This window comes from Firmicutes bacterium HGW-Firmicutes-1 (assembly GCA_002841625.1).
Classification (GTDB): Bacteria; Bacillota; Clostridia; order Lachnospirales; family Vallitaleaceae; genus HGW-1.
The window spans coordinates 223825-243870 of record PHAG01000006.1; the positions used below are offsets into that span (position 1 = coordinate 223825).

The 20046-nt window shown below is 35.5% G+C and carries 16 protein-coding genes; 15 read left to right on the forward strand and 1 reads right to left on the reverse strand.

What is annotated here, in order from left to right; genetic code table 11:
- Nucleotides 1-51: 51 nt before the first annotated feature.
- The 15 genes from CVU84_08435 (at nt 52) to tuf (ending at nt 17721) form a co-directional block, all read left to right on the forward strand.
- Nucleotides 52-537 carry a hypothetical protein gene (locus CVU84_08435; protein PKM94941.1) on the forward strand — a complete coding sequence of 162 codons (486 nt, stop codon included), beginning with the start codon at nt 52-54 and terminating at the stop codon, nt 535-537.
- A 132-nt stretch (nt 538-669) separates the two neighbouring features.
- On the forward strand, nt 670-819 hold the full coding sequence (gene rpmG, locus CVU84_08440) for a 50S ribosomal protein L33 (protein ID PKM94942.1): 150 nt from the start codon (nt 670-672) through the stop codon (nt 817-819).
- A gap of 34 nt (nt 820-853) precedes the next feature.
- Nucleotides 854-1057, forward strand: a complete 204-nt coding sequence (secE, locus tag CVU84_08445; GenBank protein ID PKM94943.1) for a preprotein translocase subunit SecE — start codon at nt 854-856, stop codon at nt 1055-1057.
- A gap of 163 nt (nt 1058-1220) precedes the next feature.
- Complete coding sequence (locus CVU84_08450) at nt 1221-1739, forward strand: transcription termination/antitermination protein NusG (GenBank protein PKM94944.1); 519 nt, start codon at nt 1221-1223, stop codon at nt 1737-1739.
- 79 nt (nt 1740-1818) lie between these two features.
- Complete coding sequence (gene rplK / locus CVU84_08455) at nt 1819-2244, forward strand: 50S ribosomal protein L11 (GenBank protein ID PKM94945.1); 426 nt, start codon at nt 1819-1821, stop codon at nt 2242-2244.
- Nucleotides 2245-2331: 87 nt separating this feature from the next.
- Nucleotides 2332-3030: a 50S ribosomal protein L1 gene (locus CVU84_08460; GenBank protein ID PKM94946.1), complete on the forward strand. Its 699-nt coding sequence runs from the start codon at nt 2332-2334 to the stop codon at nt 3028-3030.
- Nucleotides 3031-3338: 308 nt separating this feature from the next.
- Entirely contained in the window at nt 3339-3998 is a 660-nt protein-coding gene (locus CVU84_08465) for a 50S ribosomal protein L10 (GenBank protein ID PKM94947.1), read from the forward strand.
- Between the two features lie 29 nt (nt 3999-4027).
- The gene (locus CVU84_08470) at nt 4028-4402 is read left to right on the forward strand and encodes a 50S ribosomal protein L7/L12 (protein ID PKM94948.1); all 375 of its coding nucleotides are present in this window, start codon (nt 4028-4030) and stop codon (nt 4400-4402) included.
- Between the two features lie 488 nt (nt 4403-4890).
- Complete coding sequence (locus CVU84_08475) at nt 4891-8733, forward strand: DNA-directed RNA polymerase subunit beta (protein ID PKM94949.1); 3843 nt, start codon at nt 4891-4893, stop codon at nt 8731-8733.
- A gap of 45 nt (nt 8734-8778) precedes the next feature.
- Nucleotides 8779-12369 carry a DNA-directed RNA polymerase subunit beta' gene (gene rpoC / locus CVU84_08480; protein ID PKM94950.1) on the forward strand — a complete coding sequence of 1197 codons (3591 nt, stop codon included), beginning with the start codon at nt 8779-8781 and terminating at the stop codon, nt 12367-12369.
- 536 nt (nt 12370-12905) lie between these two features.
- Nucleotides 12906-13145: a 50S ribosomal protein L7ae-like protein gene (locus CVU84_08485; protein PKM94951.1), complete on the forward strand. Its 240-nt coding sequence runs from the start codon at nt 12906-12908 to the stop codon at nt 13143-13145.
- Between the two features lie 42 nt (nt 13146-13187).
- Entirely contained in the window at nt 13188-13604 is a 417-nt protein-coding gene (locus CVU84_08490) for a 30S ribosomal protein S12 (protein ID PKM94952.1), read from the forward strand.
- Nucleotides 13605-13736: 132 nt separating this feature from the next.
- Complete coding sequence (locus tag CVU84_08495; protein ID PKM94953.1) at nt 13737-14231, forward strand: 30S ribosomal protein S7; 495 nt, start codon at nt 13737-13739, stop codon at nt 14229-14231.
- A gap of 48 nt (nt 14232-14279) precedes the next feature.
- Nucleotides 14280-16364, forward strand: a complete 2085-nt coding sequence (gene fusA / locus CVU84_08500; GenBank protein PKM94954.1) for an elongation factor G — start codon at nt 14280-14282, stop codon at nt 16362-16364.
- A gap of 163 nt (nt 16365-16527) precedes the next feature.
- A complete protein-coding gene (gene tuf, locus CVU84_08505) occupies nt 16528-17721 on the forward strand; it encodes an elongation factor Tu (protein PKM94955.1) in 1194 nt (397 codons plus the stop codon).
- A 303-nt stretch (nt 17722-18024) separates the two neighbouring features.
- Here the strand turns inward: tuf and CVU84_08510 are convergent, their stop codons facing one another.
- Nucleotides 18025-19341, reverse strand: coding sequence for a lipase (locus tag CVU84_08510; protein ID PKM94956.1), 1317 nt, complete (start codon nt 19339-19341; stop codon nt 18025-18027).
- Nucleotides 19342-20046: the final 705 nt, after the last annotated feature.

Consider the following 20046-nt stretch of genomic DNA (forward strand, 5'->3'; position numbering starts at 1 on the left):
ATTATAGGTATAATAATAACGATTACTTTATACAACAAGGTAGGTGATCTCATGAATAACATCAACACACAATTAGACCTTCTTATTAATATTATATACAAAAAGACCTTATATCTACAAGATATCTTAGCATATACGAAACACCAATCAAGCATCTTAGAAAAGGATGAACTCGACCTTGAAGCCTTTCATGTACTCGTAGAAAAAAAAGATGGATTTATTAATAAAGCGATTGAAATTGATGAGGGTTTTCAAGCTATATACGTAAATGTTCGAGGCATTATAGAAGCACATCCAGAGTTATACAAAGAAAAACTTCAAACCCTCAAGCAATCAATCGTTGAAATTGGTGACCTAGGTATTGCCATCACTGTGCAAGAAAGCCGTAACAAAAATCAATTCGATAACATTGCTAAAATGGAAAAATCAAAAGTGAAAGAATATTCAAAAAGTAAACTAGAAGTAACTAATTACTACTCAAGTATGAAGAAACAAAACAACTCTGGAACCTCCCATTTTTTCGATTCTAAAAAATAATTTTACACCAGAAAATCTCTTGACAACCCATACATTCTATGATACATTTATGTATGCACATCTAGAGGTCTTTTTTTTTATGTCCTAAAAGGTGCAAAATATGTTTTGACATTGACAGTGGAGGTGGAAGTTGTGCGTGTTAAAATCACACTCGAATGTACGGAATGCAAGCAAAGAAACTACAACACAATGAAAGAAAAGAAAAAGCATCCCGAAAGAATGGAAACAAAAAAATATTGTAGATTCTGTAAAACTCATACTAATCATAAAGAAACGAAATAGGGAGTATTACTAGACTCAAAAGGAAGTGAACGATATGGGAGAAGCAAGTGTTACTAGAAAAACAAGCTTTTTCAAAGGTGTAAAAGGTGAATTTAAAAAAATAATCTGGCCTAACGTTCCTACACTTATGAAACAAACTTGGACAGTAATCATTATCTCAGCGGTTGTTGGTGGCGTTGTAGCTGCAATAGACGTAGGATATATATTTATTGTTCAAAATATTTTAGGTATTGTATAGGACAGGTAGCTTTTTGAATTTTCTTACTGGTAGGAAATTCCTACAGGAGCAATTGGAAAAGCGGCAGAAAGCTAACGAAGATTTTTAAGGCGCGTAGCCGATTTTCTTACTAAGAAAATAATGTATGCATTTTATAATGCATATACGTGAAAAGGATGATTTTATGTCAGAAGAAGCTAAGTGGTATGTAGTACATACTTACTCAGGGTATGAAAACAAGGTTAAAGCCAATATTGAAAAGCTTGTTGAAAACAGAAAACTCCATGATCAAATTGTCGAAGTAGTTGTTCCTTTACACAGAGTTTTAGAAGAGAAAAATGGTCAAAGAAAAGAAGTTGAGAAAAAACTTTTCCCAGGCTATGTTCTTCTAAAAATGTTTATGAATGACGATACTTGGTATGTTGTTCGTAATACAAGAGGTGTTACAGGATTTGTCGGTCCTGGTTCTAAGCCTGTACCATTATCAGAAGCTGAAATAAAAGCTATGGGCATAGATCTAGAGATTGTAGAAATCGATGTATCAATTGGCGATGCAGTAAGAGTTACTGATGGACCATTTGAAGGTTCAGTCGGCATAGTAAAAGAAATTCACGAGCACAAAAGAACAGTTATTGTTAATCTATCAATTTTTGGTAGAGACACACCAGTTGAACTGGATTTCACAAAAATGATAGAGCTTTAAGAACATTTAGTACGATTGAATTCGTACAAGTGGGAGGGAATTCCCCGCAAATACCACAATTTTTAGGAGGTACGCTGAAATGGCGAAAAAAGTAACCGGTATAATTAAGCTTCAAATTCCTGCTGGTAAGGCAACTCCAGCACCACCAGTTGGACCAGCTCTTGGTCAACATGGTGTTAATATTATGCAATTTACAAAAGAGTTCAATGCTAGAACTGAAAAAGAAATGGGTATGATTACACCTGTTGTTATTACAGTTTATCAAGATAGAACTTTTAGCTTTATAACAAAGACTCCACCAGCTGCAGTATTACTTAAAAAAGCTTGCAACCTTAAATCAGGATCTGCAGTGCCACAAAAAGATAAAGTAGCTAAAATTACTCAAGCAGAACTTAGAAAAATTGCTGAACTTAAAATGCCTGACTTAAATGCAGCTAGTGTAGAAGCAGCAATGAGTATGGTTGCTGGAACAGCTAGAAGTATGGGAATCGTTGTAGTAGACTAATCATTCATATGATCTGAGTCTAAATCGAAAAATGTCAAATCTGTGGGAGGGCTAAGCTCCCGATACTACCACAAGGAGGTTAATGGAATGAAAAGAGGAAAAAGATATAAAGAAGCTGCGAAGCTAATTGATCGTACAAGCTTGTATGATACAAATACAGGAATTGGATTAGTAATTCAGGCAGCAAGTGCAAAATTTGACGAAAGCGTTGAAGCACATATTAAATTAGGTGTTGACGGACGTCATGCCGATCAACAAGTACGTGGTGCTGTTGTTTTACCACATGGTACAGGGAAAAAAATGCGTGTTTTAGTATTTGCAAAGGGTGAGAAAGCGAAAGAAGCTGAGGAAGCTGGAGCTGACTATGTTGGTGGTGAAGAGCTTATACCAAAGATCCAAAATGAAGGATGGTTAGACTTCGAAGTTGTCGTAGCTACACCAGACATGATGGGTGTTGTAGGTAGATTAGGACGTGTACTTGGACCAAAAGGTTTAATGCCAAATCCTAAAGCTGGAACAGTATCTATGGACGTTAAAAAAGCAATCGAAGATATCAAGGCTGGAAAGATTGAATATCGTTTAGATAAAACTAATATTATTCATGTTCCAATTGGTAAAGTTTCTTTCGGAACTGAAAAGATATTAGACAACTTACACACTTTAATGAGTGCTGTAATCAAAGCAAAACCTGTAGCTGCAAAAGGTCAATACTTACGTAGTGTTGCAATATCCTCTACAATGGGACCTGGCGTTAAATTAAATACAGCAAAAATCAACGAACAATAAAACTACCTTTTTGTTGACAATTGAAATAGCACATGCTATAATTCAACCTGTCATAAAAATTGGCCGTAGACAGTAGGTGCTTGTGCATAAAAGAAACAATTGTTTCAACCTACCGAGGATATGTCGTATTTATACGAATGTGTTTTTTATAAAATACAACCTCTTTGTCTGCGGATGAAGAGGTTTTTTTATCCAGTAGGAAAGTTCTACTTTCCACGAAGCATAGGACAAAGCGTTGGATAGCATAAATTATTATGTAACGCGCCGACAAGCGCTTTGTTCTTTATTAAATCAAGGAGGTGTAACGCGTGCCAAATTTTGATCTCAAAAAGACGAAAATTACTGAAATCAAAGAAAAAATAGAGGGTGCTTCATCAATAGTATTAGTAGACTATCGTGGTCTTTCAGTTGAAGAAGATACTGCTCTTAGAAAAGAACTGAGAGAAGCAAATGTTGAATACAAAGTATTTAAGAATACAATGATGAACTTTGCATTTGAAGGAACTCAGTTTGATGCTTTGAAAAAACATCTAGAAGGTCCTAGCGCAATAGCGATTAGCTATGCAGATGCTACGGCTGGTCCAAGAGTTTTAGAGGCATCAACAAAGAAATACAAAAAACTAGAATTCAAAGCTGGTGTTGTTGAAGGTGTTTACTATGATGCAGAAGGCATCAAAGTTGTTGCAACAATTCCAACAAGAGAAGTATTACTTTCTAAATTACTTGGTAGCATGAAGTCACCAATCTCTGCTTTCGCTCGTACAATCAAGGCTGTTGCAGAAAAAGTAGAAGAAACAGGTGCAGCAACTGCAGCTGGTATCGGTGCTGGTAAAATTGAAACTGCCCAAGCAGCAGAAGTAAAAGCAGAAGTAGTAGAAGAAGTAAAAGTTGAAGAAGTAAAAGCAGAAGTAGTAGAAGAAGTTAAAGAAGTAGCAACTGACGTAGTAGAAGACACTACAGAAGCATAAATCAAAAAAATATTCGGAGGTGCAATCAAATGGCAAAGTTAACAAATCAAGAAATTATGGATGCAATTAAAGAATTATCTCTATTAGAATTAAACGAATTAGTAAAAGCGTGTGAAGAAGAATTTGGTGTATCAGCAGCAGCAGGTGTTGCTGTAGCAGCAGCTGGCCCAGCGTCAGCAGAAGCTGAAGAAAAAACTGAATTTGATGTTGAATTAACAGAAGCAGGCGCTCAAAAAATTAAAGTTATTAAAGTAGTAAGAGAAATCACTGGTCTTGGATTAAAAGAAGCGAAAGACTTAGTAGATGGAGCTCCAAAAATAGTTAAAGAAAGCGCTACTAAAGAAGAAGCAGCTGACATTAAAGCTAAGTTAGAAGAAGTTGGAGCTGTAATAACAGTTAAGTAATTCAAATGATCAAGAAAGGCGGCTAAGCTTTTCTTAATCATTCATAAGAGGATATGACAGAAATCTGTTGTATCCTCTTTTTTATGTAAAAAATCCCTATATTCTTTGTGGTTGCATCGTTAAAAATATTTGCAAAGTTCGAAAAAAAGTGCTTGACACCCTAAAAGCACTATGGTATTATTTGATAATGCGTTAATATGGATTTGTGCGCTCTTTAATAGGTTCGCATATAATATTAACAAAAAAACGTCCGATACATTAGCCTAAAAATAACGAAAAAGTGACATTGTTCGTGATGCTACTATTTAAATGCACATATTGAGAAACCATTTTATATTGTTCCTCTCAACTTGAAGCATTGCTTTCTTGTCTAAATGTATTAATGATTCTAATTCAACGTAGCCGATTTTCATATGTGATTTCGATACATTGATGATTACCATCGTTTGTATCTTAAAATAAATATTACCAAGGGGTGAATCGTAACCATGGAGAAAAATAGGATAAGACCTATCGAAAACGAGAAAGCAGTAAGAATGACATATTCTCGTAAAAAAGAAGTTCTTGAAATGCCTAACTTAATTGAAGTTCAAAAAAATTCCTACAAATGGTTTTTAGAAGAAGGGCTTAAAGAAGTATTTCGTGACATATCCCCCATTACAGATTATAGTGGAAACTTAATACTCGAGTTTATTGATTTTACAATGAACAAGGATCTCAAATACACCATTGACGAGTGTAAAGAACGAGATGCTACTTATGCTGCGCCATTAAAGGTAAAAGTAAGATTAATTAACAAAGAAACGGACGAAATTAATGAACATGAAATATTTATGGGCGATTTGCCATTGATGACAAACACTGGAACATTTATTATAAATGGAGCAGAAAGAGTTATTGTAAGTCAGCTAGTGCGTTCCCCTGGTATTTATTATTCAGTTGATTTTGATAAGATTGGTAAGAAATTATTCTCAGCTACTGTAATTCCTAATAGAGGTGCGTGGCTAGAATTTGAAACCGATTCAAATGATATTTTTCATGTTAGAGTTGATAGAACGCGTAAGGTACCCGTTACAATTTTAATAAGAGCATTGGGAATAGGTACAAATGCGCAGATTATAGATTTATTTGGAGAAGATCCAAAAATTTTAGCAAGTATAGAAAAAGACGGTAGTAACTCTTACGAAGAAGGTTTGATTGAAATATACAAGCGTATTCGTCCAGGAGAGCCACCAACAGTAGAAAGTGCGGAGTCACTTCTTAGTTCAATGTTTTTTGATCCAAGAAGATATGACCTAGCAAAGGTGGGCCGTTATAAATTTAATAAAAAACTTGCATTTAGAAGCAGAATTAGAGGTCAAGTACTTTCGGATGATGTAGTAGACCATAATACTGGTGAAATACTTGCAGAAGCAGGTACTATAGTTACACTTGAACTTGCAGATCAAATACAAAATGCTGCCATACCATATGTTAACGTTAACTATGATGACCATAAGGTTAAAGTTCTATCCAATATGGTTGTTGATATTTCTAAATACATTAATTTTGATGTGAAACAATATGACATTTTTGAAAAAGTGTACTATCCTGTATTAAAAGAACTTATGGATGAATGCGAAACAGAAGATGAATTAAAGCTAGCTATATCCAAAAATGCTGCTAGGCTAGTGCCAAAGCACATAACAAAAGAGGATATTTTTGCTTCTATTAATTATAACATTCACTTAGAGTATGGAGTTGGAAACAAGGATGATATCGATCATTTAGGAAACAGAAGAATTCGTGCGGTAGGAGAATTATTACAAAACCAATTTAGAATTGGTTTATCAAGAATGGAAAGAGTTGTAAGAGAGAGAATGACAATTCAAGATTTAGAAGGTATTTCACCTCAAACCTTGATCAACATTAGGCCTGTTACAGCAGCAATTAAAGAATTCTTTGGAAGTTCTCAATTATCACAGTTCATGGATCAAACCAATCCATTAGCTGAGCTTACACATAAGAGACGTTTATCAGCATTAGGTCCTGGTGGTCTTTCTAGAGAAAGAGCAGGATTTGAGGTTCGTGACGTCCATCACTCCCATTATGGAAGAATGTGTCCGATTGAAACGCCTGAAGGTCCTAACATTGGATTAATTAACTCTCTTGCTTGTTATGCAAGAATTAATGAATATGGATTTATTGAAGCTCCTTATCGTGTAATCGATAGAAGTTCAGGTACTCCAATTGTTACGGAAGAAATTGTATACGTAACAGCAGATGAAGAAGAAATTTATAGAGTAGCACAAGCAAATGAGCCTTTGGATTCAGAAGGTAGATTTGTTCATAAATATGTTACTGGACGTTTTAAAGAAGACATCACTGAAATGGAAAGACAAACAATTGACTTAATGGATGTTTCGCCAAAGCAAGTATTCTCTGTTGCAACATCAATGATTCCTTTCCTTGAAAATGATGATGCGAACCGTGCGCTGATGGGATCTAACATGCAACGTCAGGCAGTTCCATTATTAGTATCAGAATCTGCGATAGTAGGAACTGGTATGGAACACAAGGCAGCTGTTGATTCAGGTGTTGTTCTAATTGCTATGAATGACGGTATCGTAGAAAAAGTATCAGCTTCTGAAATAGTGATTAAAACAAGCACAGGAAAAAGAGATTCTTACAAGCTTTCAAAATACTCAAGAAGTAATCAAGGAACTTGTATCAATCAAAGACCTATTGTTGATAAGGGCGAAAAGGTTGTTAAGGGAACAGTTATTGCAGATGGTCCTTCTACCCAACGCGGAGAAATTGCACTAGGAAAGAATCCGTTAATTGGTTTCATGACTTGGGAAGGTTATAACTTTGAGGATGCAATTCTTCTCAGTGAGAATTTAGTTAAAGGCGATGTTTACACATCAATTCATATAGAAGAATTTGAAGCAGAAGCAAGAGATACTAAGCTTGGACCTGAAGAAATCACAAGAGAAGTACCAAGTGTTGGTGAAGATGCGCTTAAGGATTTAGATGAAAGAGGTATTATTAGAGTTGGAGCTGAAGTGCGTTCTGGCGATATTCTAGTAGGAAAAGTTACTCCAAAGGGTGAAACTGAATTAACTGCAGAGGAAAGACTTCTTAGAGCAATTTTCGGTGAAAAAGCTAGAGAAGTTAGAGATACATCTCTTAAAGTGCCTCATGGTGAAACTGGAATTATTGTGGATGTTCATGTGTTTACAAGAGAAAATGGCGATGAGTTACCTCCAGGAGTTAATCAATCTGTACGCGTTTATATTGCGCAAAAAAGAAAAATATCTGTTGGAGATAAGATGGCTGGACGTCATGGTAATAAAGGTGTAATTTCAAGAATATTACCTGCAGAAGACATGCCATTCTTACCAAATGGTAGACCACTCGACATCGTGCTTAACCCGCTAGGGGTTCCATCACGTATGAATATCGGGCAAGTATTAGAGGTCCATTTAGGCCTAGCGGCAAAAGCATTAGGCTTTAAGGTTGCGTCACCAGTATTCGATGGTGCTAATGAAGCAGATATATATGATACACTTAAACTTGCAGATGATTATGTGAATACAACATGGGATGATTTCGAAGGAAAGTGGAAAGAAGTTCTTCATGATGATATTTATAAATATTTAGAAGATAATAAAGCTCACAGAAGTGAGTGGGAAGGTGTTCCAATCACTCAAGATGGAAAAATTTCTCTTAGAGATGGAAGAACCGGAGAATATTTTGATGGCAATGTTACAGTAGGTTACATGCATTATTTAAAACTCCACCATTTAGTTGACGATAAGATTCATGCTCGTTCTACTGGACCTTACTCTTTAGTAACGCAACAACCATTAGGTGGTAAAGCACAGTTTGGTGGACAAAGATTTGGAGAGATGGAAGTTTGGGCGCTAGAAGCTTACGGTGCAGCATATACTCTTCAAGAAATATTAACAGTGAAATCCGACGATGTCGTTGGGCGTGTTAAGACTTATGAAGCTATTATTAAAGGGGACAATATTCCTGAACCAGGAATTCCAGAATCCTTTAAGGTATTATTAAAAGAGTTACAATCACTTTGCTTAGATGTTAAAATTCTTACAAGTGATTCGAAAATACTCGATATAAAAGAAGACATTGAAGACATAACCGACATAACGTCCGTAGAATTAGACGAAAAAGAATCGGATTTACAGCTAACTGAATTATTTGGAGGATTACCAAAAAAAGAGGTTGGCATTTCGGATGATTTTGATGAGGAAGATGATTTTGACGAAGATGAAAATCTAGAGGACGGTTATATCATTGGAGAAGAAGGCGAACTGTTCGAAGATTAATAGAAATAAAAAAATAGATTTTTATTACGGAAGGAGTGTCACTCAATGTCAAGTGAAAATGGGAATATAGAACAACAAATATATTTTGATGCCATGAAAATTGGGTTAGCTTCACCTGAACGTATACGTGAATGGTCACGTGGTGAGGTCAAAAAGCCGGAAACAATTAATTACAGAACGTTAAAGCCAGAAAAAGATGGGCTGTTCTGTGAAAAAATATTTGGGCCAAGCAAGGATTGGGAATGTCATTGCGGTAAGTACAAAAAAATTAGATACAAAGGTGTTGTTTGTGATCGCTGTGGTGTAGAAGTAACGAAGTCAAAGGTACGTCGTGAAAGAATGGGTCATATTGAGCTAGCAGCGCCCGTATCTCATATTTGGTACTTTAAAGGTATTCCAAGTAGAATGGGCTTGATTCTTGATTTATCCCCAAGAACACTAGAAAAAGTTCTTTACTTTGCATCTTATGTTGTACTTGAAGCAGCTGATACAGGATTACAATACAAGCAAATTCTTACAGAAAAAGAATACAGAGAAGCAATAGATAAATATGGACATAAGTTTAGAGCTGCGATGGGTGCAGAAGCAGTTAGAGAATTGCTTGCAAACATCCAATTGGAAAAAGAATCCGTTGAATTAAAAGGTGCGTTAAAAGATTCTTCTGGCCAAAAAAGAGCTAGAATTATTAAAAGACTTGAAGTAGTAGAAGCTTTCTTAAAATCAGGGAATCGCCCTGAATGGATGATTCTATCAGTAGTACCTGTAATTCCGCCAGATTTAAGACCTATGGTTCAATTAGATGGTGGACGTTTTGCAACATCTGACTTAAACGATTTATATAGAAGAGTAATCAACAGAAATAATCGTTTGCAAAGATTATTAGACTTAGGAGCACCAGATATCATTGTAAGAAATGAAAAACGTATGCTTCAAGAAGCTGTTGATGCTTTAATAGATAATGGTAGACGTGGTCGTCCGGTAACTGGTCCTGGAAACAGACCATTAAAATCCTTATCGGATATGTTAAAGGGTAAGCAAGGACGTTTCCGTCAGAACTTACTTGGAAAACGTGTTGACTATTCAGGTCGATCTGTTATCGTAGTAGGTCCAGAGCTTAAGATTTACCAATGTGGACTACCTAAAGAAATGGCAATTGAACTTTTCAAACCTTTTGTAATGAAGAAATTAGTTGCAGACGGTATGGCACATAACATTAAATCTGCTAAAAAAATGGTGGAAAGATTAGAATCTAGCGTTTGGGACGTACTTGAAGAAGTTATTACGGAACATCCAGTAATGCTTAATAGAGCCCCCACATTGCATAGATTGGGAATTCAAGCCTTTGAACCTGTACTTGTTGAAGGTAAAGCAATTAGACTACATCCATTGGTATGTACAGCATACAATGCTGACTTTGATGGGGATCAAATGGCTGTCCATGTTCCTCTTTCAGTTGAAGCACAAGCAGAATGTAGATTTTTGCTTCTATCTCCAAACAACTTGCTTAAGCCTTCAGATGGTGGACCTGTAACAGTTCCATCTCAGGATATGGTTCTTGGAACTTATTATTTAACCCTTGCAAAAGATGGAGTTAAAGGCGAAGGTACTATATTCAAGGATGAAAATGAAGCAATCTTAGCATATGAAAATGGAGTAATTACACTTCATGCAAAAATAAAGGTAGAAAAAAGTCACGAAGAAAACGGGCAAGTATTTAAAGCGCGTGTAGATACTACTGTTGGTAGAATTATTTTCAACGAAGCAATACCTCAAGACTTAGGTTTTGTTGATAGATCAATTCCAGAAAATAGACATTTATATGAGGTTGAATTCATAGTTGGCAAGAAAGCAATGATTCAAATCTTACATCAATGTATTAATGTTCATGGTTCGACTAAAACTTCTGAGGTACTAGATGATATTAAAAAACTAGGATTTAAATATTCTACAAGAGGAGCAATCACAGTATCTATTTCTGATATGGAGGTTCCTGCAAGTAAGAAAGAGGTAATTGCTGAAGCTGAACTTGTTATTGAAAGAATTATGAAAGAGTACAAACGTGGTATGATGACAGACTATGAAAGATATCAAAACGTTATTGATACTTGGAAAAAAGCTGATGATAAAATTTCAAAGGCATTACTTGGTGGATTAGGGCGTTATAACAATATCTTCATGATGGCTGATTCTGGAGCCCGTGGTTCTGATAAGCAAATTAAGCAATTAGCAGGTATGCGTGGTTTGATGGCGGATACATCAGGTAGAACAATTGAGTTACCAATCAAATCCAATTTCCGTGAAGGCTTAGATGTATTAGAATACTTTATCTCTGCCCATGGAGCTAGAAAAGGTTTAGCTGATACAGCACTTCGTACAGCTGACTCAGGGTATTTAACAAGACGTCTTGTAGATGTTTCTCAAGACTTAATCATTAGAGAAATGGACTGTTGCGAACATGATGACGAAACAGTTGGTATGACAGTAATGGCATTTAAGGATGGTAAAGAAGTAATTGAAGGTCTTGAAGAGAGGATCTCTGGTAGATGGTCAATACATGATATCATTCATCCAGAAACTGGAAAAGTAATTGTAAAAGCTGATACAATGATTACACCAATCACAGCTAAAGCAGTTATTAAAGCAGATATTGAAAAGGTTCATATAAGAACAGTATTATCCTGTAAGTCACAAATTGGTGTTTGTGCAAAATGTTATGGTTCTAATATGGCAACAGCTTTGGCAGTACAGGTTGGCGAATCTGTAGGTATTATTGCAGCACAATCAATCGGTGAGCCAGGTACACAGCTTACAATGCGTACTTTCCATACAGGTGGTATTGCTACAACAGATGATATAACTCAAGGTTTACCTAGAGTTGAAGAGCTTTTTGAAGGAAGAAAACCAAAAGGACTTGCAATTATTTCAGAGTTCGATGGAAAAGTAACGATAAGCGATACTAAGAAAAAACGCGAAGTAATTATTACTGCTACTGAAACAGGGGAAGACAAAGCATATTTAATTCCTTATGGTTCTAGAATAAAAGTATCCGATGGTGATATGTTGCAAGCAGGGGATGAATTAACTGAAGGTAGTGTTAATCCTCATGATATCCTTAAAATAAAAGGCGTTCGTGCAGTTCAAGATTATATGATTCAAGAAGTACAACGCGTTTACCGTTTACAGGGTGTTGAAATTAATGATAAACATATCGAAGTAATTTGTAGACAAATGCTTAAGAAAGTAAGAATTGAAGAAAGTGGTAATGCTGAGTTCTTACCTGGTAGCCTCATAGATCGTTTAGAATATGAGAAAATCAATAGGGAACTTGAAGAGCAAGGCTTAGAAATTGCCGATGGTAGACAAGTGCTTCTTGGAATTACAAAAGCATCACTTGCTACAAACTCTTTCTTATCGGCTGCTTCTTTCCAAGAAACAACCAAAGTATTAACAGAAGCTGCAATACTTGGGAAGGAAGATCCACTGATTGGTTTAAAAGAAAATGTTATCATTGGTAACTTAATTCCTGCGGGAACAGGCATGAAACGATATAGAAATGTTGAGATAGAAAAAGTAATGCAATCTGATTTTCAAGAAGTAGAAGAAGATGAAGAAGAAATGCTATTTGAAGAAGAATAAAAAAAATAGGAGAGCATTTATTGCTCTCTTTTTTTGTTGAAAATGATGAAATAATTTTACAAGTTGTCGACAAAGAAGCTATACTATGTGTTTTTTCGCTCCAACCCGCGTCCATGCGGGTTAAGTCACGCCGTTCCGCATCCTGCTCCACTAACAACACATAGTATAGCCTCTTTGTCTCTGTTTCGTGAAATAAGGTTAAAACCTAAAAATTGATTTATAATGTAATATGCAATTGAATCTAATAGAAAGTTTGCTAACATAACCTGAAATGATATGAAGGTTACAACAGGATAAAGTGGGAAATTTGCAAACAAGCATTGCTATATGCCAATTAGATCAAGCTGGGAATTTGCAAACAAACATTATCATATGTGAATCAGATTAAACAGGAAATTTGTAAACAAACCCTTGACAATCTTGTTAATAAGTGATAAAATTCATCAGTGTGCATTTTGATGAGCATTATTTGTGATATTTTTAATAATATCTACACTAATGTTTAAATAAATAGTGACCACAAGGGATGATCTATTATGCACGATTTACAAAAGGGACCGAAAGTAGTCGGGACCAAGCAAACTCTTAGGGTATTGGAAAATGGAACTGCAAAGGTGTTGTATGTGGCAAAGAATGCGCAAAAACAAGTTACCTTACGTGTCATTGAAATTGCTGAGAGTAAAAATATTCCGATAGTTTATATTGAAACTATGGAAGAACTAGCACAAGCATGCGATGTAGAAGTAAAAACAGCAACCGCAGCACTAATTATGTAGAAATGAACAATTTCTATAATTACGATTCAGGAGGTGAAATGGATGCCAACTTTTAACCAGTTAGTAAGAAAAGGAAGAACGACTGTTAAGAAAAAATCAACAGCACCGGCTCTTCAAAAGGGTTACAACTCTTTACACAAAAAAGCAACGAATGTTTCTGCTCCTCAAAAAAGAGGCGTATGTACAGCTGTAAAGACTGCAACACCTAAAAAACCTAACTCTGCGTTACGTAAAATTGCCAGAGTACGTTTAACCAATGGTATTGAAGTAACTGGATATATTCCAGGAGAAGGTCACAACTTACAAGAGCATAGTGTTGTTCTTTTAAGAGGTGGTAGAGTTAAAGACTTACCAGGTACACGTTACCATATTGTCAGAGGTACACTCGACACAGCAGGTGTTGCTAACCGTAGACAATCTCGTTCTAAATATGGAGCGAAAAGACCTAAAAGCAAGTAACAAATGAAAAGTAATAACAGTGCCAGGTATCAGAGTATATTACCTGTTGGTTGCAGGTTAACATATATATTTAGGACCAGGCTCGAACACTAACCTAATGATAGGTAAGTGAGTACCTAGGAATTAATTATTATTCTAATTAAGGAGGGAAGAACCGTGCCAAGAAAAGGACATATAGCGAAAAGAGATGTTTTAGCAGATCCATTATACAACGATAAAGTTGTAACGAAGTTAGTTAATAGCATTATGTTAGATGGTAAAAAAGGAACTTCACAGAAAATCGTTTACGGTGCTTTTGAAAAAGTAGCCGAAAAAACTGGGAAAGATGCATTAGAAGTATTCCAAGAAGCAATGACTAACATTATGCCTGTTTTAGAAGTAAAAGCTAGACGTGTAGGTGGTGCAACATACCAAGTTCCTATCGAAGTAAGACCTGATAGAAAACAAGCATTAGCACTTCGTTGGTTAACATTGTATTCACGTAAACGTGGAGAAAAAACAATGGTTGATCGTTTAGCTGGAGAAATATTAGATGCATCTAACAATTCAGGAGCATCAGTTAAGAAAAAAGAAGATATGCATAAAATGGCAGAAGCTAACAAGGCTTTTGCAAGTTATAGATGGTAATAATAACATTGTAAACATTTAATCGATTTCCAAAGGAGGAAAAATACTTTGGCAGGAAGACAGTTCCCATTAGAAAGAACAAGAAATATTGGGATTATGGCTCACATCGATGCAGGAAAGACAACTTTAACAGAACGTATTTTGTTTTATACAGGACGTAGCCACAAAATTGGAGAAGTTCATGAAGGTGCTGCAACAATGGACTGGATGGAACAAGAACAAGAAAGAGGTATAACCATTACTTCTGCTGCGACTACATGTCAATGGCAAGATAATAGAATCAATATTATTGACACGCCGGGGCACGTTGACTTCACAGTCGAAGTAGAACGTTCACTACGTGTTCTTGATGGTTCTGTTGGTGTTTTTTGTGCAAAAGGTGGGGTTGAGCCTCAATCTGAAACAGTTTGGCGTCAAGCTGATAAATATAGCGTACCTAGAATGGCATTTGTTAATAAAATGGACATTATGGGTGCTGATTTTCAACATTGTGTAGACATGATGAGAGATAGATTAGGTGCGAATGCGATTCCTATTCAATATCCAATTGGAGCTGAAGATGAATTTGTAGGGCTTATTGATCTATTAAAAATGAAAGCATACATTTATAACGATGATTTAGGTCAAGATGTTACCGAAGGAGAAATTCCAGCTAACTTACGCGACAAAGCTCAAGAGTTAAGAGATGAAATGGTTGAAGCAATTGCTGATACTGATGAAAAATTGATGGAACTTTATTTAGAAGGTGAAGAAATCCCAGAAGCAGATCTTAGAATAGCTCTAAGACAAGCAGTTATTGACGTTAAAGTCATCCCTGTGCTATGTGGATCAGCTTATAAGAATAAAGGGGTTCAAATTTTATTAGATGCTATTGTTGAATTTATGCCAGCTCCTACAGATGTACCGGCTATTCAAGGTATTGACCTTGATACTGAAGAACCTGTAAGCAGACCTTCTACGGATGAAGCGCCTTTTTCAGCGCTTGCATTCAAAATTATGTCTGACCCATTTGTTGGTAAATTATGTTTCTTTAGAGTTTACTCTGGAACGATTAATGCTGGTTCTTATGTATTAAACTCAACAAAGAACAAAAAAGAGCGTCTTGGTAGAATTCTACAAATGCATGCAAATAAAAGAGAAGATATTGAAAAAGTATACTCTGGAGATATTGCAGCTGCTGTTGGACTAAAAGTAACAACGACAGGAGATACCTTATGTGATGAAAAGGATGCAGTTATTCTAGAATCCATGGTATTCCCAGAACCTGTTATCCACGTTGCAATTGAACCAAAAACAAAAGCAGGTCAAGAAAAAATGGGTGTTGCTTTATCAAAACTTGCAGAAGAAGACCCAACTTTCAAAACATATACTGATCAAGAAACAGGTCAAACTATCATCGGTGGTATGGGTGAACTACATCTTGAGATTATCGTAGACCGTATGATGAGAGAATTTAAAGTAGAAGCCAATGTAGGCGCACCTCAAGTTGCTTATAAAGAAACCATTACTAAGTTAGTTGATGTAGATGGTAAATTTATCAGACAATCTGGTGGTCGTGGACAATACGGACATTGTAAAGTGAAGTTTTCACCTATGGACGTTAACGGCGAAGTTTTATATGAATTCAAAAATTCAACAGTTGGTGGATCTATTCCAAGAGAATATGTACCAGCAGTAGATGAAGGTATTAGAGATTCTATGCATACTGGTGTGCTTTGTGGTTACCCAGTAGTTGGTATTTTTGCAGAATGTTATGATGGTTCTTATCATGATGTTGACTCCTCAGAAATGGCATTTAAGATTGCTGGTTCTATGGCTTTCAAAGAAGCGATGAGAAAAGGTGAGCCAGTATTATTAGAACCAATCATGAAGGTAGATGTAATCGTATCAGATGATTATATGGGAGACGTTATTGGAGACATTAATTCAAGAAGAGGTAGAATTGAAGGAATGGACCCTAGAAACGGAGCTCAACAAATTCACGGCTACGTACCATTATCAGAAATGTTTGGCTATGCAACTGACCTTAGATCAAAAACACAAGGTCGTGGAGTATACTCAATGCAATTTGATCATTATGAACCACTACCAAAAGGAATTCAAGAAAAAATCGTTGCTGGTAAAGCGAAATAATATTATTTGAGCTTGCAAAACCGTAAACGATAAAATATAATTCTAGTATATCAAAAATGTGATTATGTCACAATGACAGGAGTATCTCTAGAACTGAGAGACTATCCTAGTCAACCAATATGAAAATAAAGGGTATAACCCAATATAAGGAGGAAGAATTCAAATGGCAAAAGCTAAGTATGAAAGAAATAAGACACATGTTAATATTGGTACTATCGGTCACGTAGACCATGGTAAAACTACATTAACAGCAGCTATTACATTAACATTGAACAAAAGATTAGGTACAGGTGAAGTATTTGCCTTCGATAGCATTGACAAGACACCTGAAGAAAGAGAACGTGGTATCACTATTTCAACGGCTCACGTTGAATATGAAACTGCTAACAGACATTATGCTCATGTTGACTGCCCAGGCCATGCTGACTATGTTAAAAACATGATCACTGGAGCTGCTCAAATGGACGGTGCAATCCTTGTTGTTGCTGCAACTGATGGTCCTATGGCTCAAACTAGAGAACATATCTTACTTGCTCGTCAAGTAGGTGTTCCATATATCGTTGTATTCATGAATAAATGTGATATGGTAGATGACGAAGAATTATTAGAATTAGTAGAAATGGAAATCAGAGAATTGTTAAATGAATATGAATTCCCTGGCGATGACATTCCTGTAATCAAAGGTTCAGCGTTAAAAGCATTAGAAGATCCAAACTGTGTATGGGCTGACAGATTATTAGAATTAATGGAAGCTGTAGATTCTTATATCCCAGATCCAATAAGAGATATTGACAAACCTTTCTTAATGCCTGTTGAAGATGTTTTCTCAATCACAGGACGTGGAACAGTTGCAACTGGTAAAATTGACCGTGGTGTGATTCACGTTCAAGACGAAGTTGAAATTGTTGGTTTAGTTGAAAAGAGTAGAAAAGTTGTAGTAACTGGCGTTGAAATGTTCCGTAAATTGTTAGACGATGCGCAAGCTGGAGATAACATTGGTGCATTACTTCGTGGGGTTCAAAGAAATGAAATTGAAAGAGGTCAAGTACTTGCTAAACCAGGTACTATAACTCCTCATACACAATACAAAGCACAAGTTTATGTTCTTAAAAAAGAAGAAGGCGGACGTCATACTCCTTTCTTCGATAACTACAGACCACAGTTCTACTTCAGAACAACAGACGTTACTGGCGTTATCAAATTACCAGAAGGCACAGAAATGTGTATGCCTGGCGATAACATCGAAATGACAATTGAATTGATTGCTCCAATCGCTATGGAAAAAGGTCTACGTTTCGCGATTCGTGAAGGTGGAAGAACTGTAGGCGCTGGTGCTGTTGCAGATATTATTAAGTAATTATAGTCATTAAGTTTTAATGATGTGAAATAGAAAAGCTATCCCAAATGGGGTAGCTTTTTTTAAATGTCTAAAGATGTTTTAACCGATGTGCAAGCGAAGCTTGCATTCGGTTACGAAACCGTGGCGAATGCGTGGTTTTGTAACATTGACTGACATGTCTTCGCCAAGCTTAATAACATAACTGTTAAGAAGCTTGTAGCCATGTGCATTGGTTTCGATTTCGCGAGGAAAGTTCTATATAAATAAGTGAGTTCAAAAGAAAAAACCTTCTTAGTTTTACCTAGGAAGGTTTTTGGTATCTTATAAACCTTGTAACATCTCTACATAATTAATATAGAAACCAATTAAATCACCCATTTGAGTTGAAGTACTTCTTCCAATAATATCTTCATGGTCAGTTTTATTTAATATGCCCATATGGTTCCATTTACCTTTCTCTGGTGTACCATCATAAGGAATGATGTTTACAGTCGTTCTACCTAGTGTTGGGCCATCTTCACTAATTGTATTTACATATCCATCATTTGGAAACCATTTACTGCCAAGAACATTTTCAAAATAATTTTGATAGGAACCCATAATTAAGCTGTTAGCATTGAATAAAGGATTCATATAGTTTGAATCTGGAAAGTGTAAGTCAGTTAGCCATCCTTTTTTTGTTGCTTGACAAGAGTAAGAGAAGTAATAAATATTAGGTTGATCTTCTACCCATTGATTCATTTTTGTTGCACCTTGTGTGCTTAAATCATAATTGGAGAAATCTTGGGTACCTTCCCACATTTCACTACCAAGTGCTCTTATGAAAAAATTATAACATGATTCATTTGGCAATTTGGTTAATCCCCATTGATCGAGCTTTAAATCAAAACTGTAATTTTCTTGGCTATTTAGTCCGGTTACAGTATCCATTAATAAACCACCAGCAGGTGTAGCAAATAGTCCTAATAAATTCCCACTTAAATTCACAGAATTAGCCATTGTTGTACCGTCGTGTGGTGAAGCGAACGATGTAACACTCTCAACCCAATTATTACAAGTGCCTGTGAAGAGTTTTGATAAGGTACCATTTGTAATAGCTGTATTAATTTGTTCTTGAGAAGGATTTAATCCTAAAACAGCAGTCATTTCTGATTGTTTACCTTCTTCAAGTAATTGAGCAAATAATCTTGCAGTTTGCCCTCCTTGACTATGACTTAAAATATGGATTTTATTGATACCATTTGTATCTTCGGTACCCCAGTTTGGATATAAACCTGGATAAGTTCTTCCGTAGCGAGCATGACCAAACTCTTCTGAATGGGCTTTGCCGTAATCTACAGTTCCGCCTATAATGTAAGCATACAATTCACATGCTCTGTCCCAGTTACTAGAAAAAGGACCTACAACCCCAGTGTAAACCTCATATCCTACAGATTTTAGTTCTTCTTGAATATCAATGTTACCACCCCAATAAAGAAAACCACTTTTTTCATCTCTGCCCCAGCCCCCATTGCCATGGACTAAAATGATAGGATAATCATTTCCATCGTCTTCAGCAGCAAAGATAGTAATTGCTGATGGTAGTAGTAAAGTTAATATCAAAGTAACCGTTAGTACTAGTTTAATAAATTTGTTCATTTCTTACCCCCATAGATAATATTATCATTCTAGTTAGCAAAAAAAATTTAATTCTCATAATATTAAGTTTTATGTTATTTGTAATGGTGAGTATCTTTAATAGAAAAAATAAAGAACAATGAGTCATTGTTTTGAGTTTGTTTCATACAGTCCTATAAATTGTTTTTCCAAACTTGAATGATTTTGCTATTGTAACATCAGGATTGTTCAACTGTCAATAATGCATTGGTAAAATTGTACTAATATACAATAGTAACCTCAAATTAAATAGAATAAATAACGAAGTAAATTTATGTCTTAGCTTAAAAATGCCCATGATACCCAAGATATGAGATGATAATTTAGTAGATTCTATAAAGATAACAAATGATGGCTTTTTGTGAGAATATCTAAATAGTCAATTATTGTCGATAAATGTCGTTTATTGTACGAAATACCCCGTAAGTTATAACATTAAACCAAATAAATATAAATAATCATACTATTAGCCAATAATTTACAAGTATAACGATTTTGTCTTGACGCTGTAACAAAAATGAGATAATATAACAATAAATGATAAAATGGGTGACGTATCATTATCATAATTTGTTTTATGAACAGAAGTAAGCTAATTTTGACAATTACAACATAAAAAAATTGTTTTATTAAACTTTAAAGTAACAACTTAAAAAATAATAAAGACAAAAGAGGTAGGGAGAAAAA

Coding starts and splice junctions, on each gene's coding strand:
- CVU84_08435 (PKM94941.1), top strand. CDS start 52: ATGAATAACATCAACACACAATTAGACCTTCTTATTAATATTATATAC.
- secE (PKM94943.1), top strand. CDS start 854: ATGGGAGAAGCAAGTGTTACTAGAAAAACAAGCTTTTTCAAAGGTGTA.
- CVU84_08450 (PKM94944.1), top strand. CDS start 1,221: ATGTCAGAAGAAGCTAAGTGGTATGTAGTACATACTTACTCAGGGTAT.
- rplK (PKM94945.1), top strand. CDS start 1,819: ATGGCGAAAAAAGTAACCGGTATAATTAAGCTTCAAATTCCTGCTGGT.
- CVU84_08460 (PKM94946.1), top strand. CDS start 2,332: ATGAAAAGAGGAAAAAGATATAAAGAAGCTGCGAAGCTAATTGATCGT.
- CVU84_08470 (PKM94948.1), top strand. CDS start 4,028: ATGGCAAAGTTAACAAATCAAGAAATTATGGATGCAATTAAAGAATTA.
- CVU84_08475 (PKM94949.1), top strand. CDS start 4,891: ATGGAGAAAAATAGGATAAGACCTATCGAAAACGAGAAAGCAGTAAGA.
- rpoC (PKM94950.1), top strand. CDS start 8,779: ATGTCAAGTGAAAATGGGAATATAGAACAACAAATATATTTTGATGCC.
- CVU84_08485 (PKM94951.1), top strand. CDS start 12,906: ATGCACGATTTACAAAAGGGACCGAAAGTAGTCGGGACCAAGCAAACT.
- CVU84_08490 (PKM94952.1), top strand. CDS start 13,188: ATGCCAACTTTTAACCAGTTAGTAAGAAAAGGAAGAACGACTGTTAAG.
- tuf (PKM94955.1), top strand. CDS start 16,528: ATGGCAAAAGCTAAGTATGAAAGAAATAAGACACATGTTAATATTGGT.
- CVU84_08510 (PKM94956.1), bottom strand. CDS start 19,341: ATGAACAAATTTATTAAACTAGTACTAACGGTTACTTTGATATTAACT.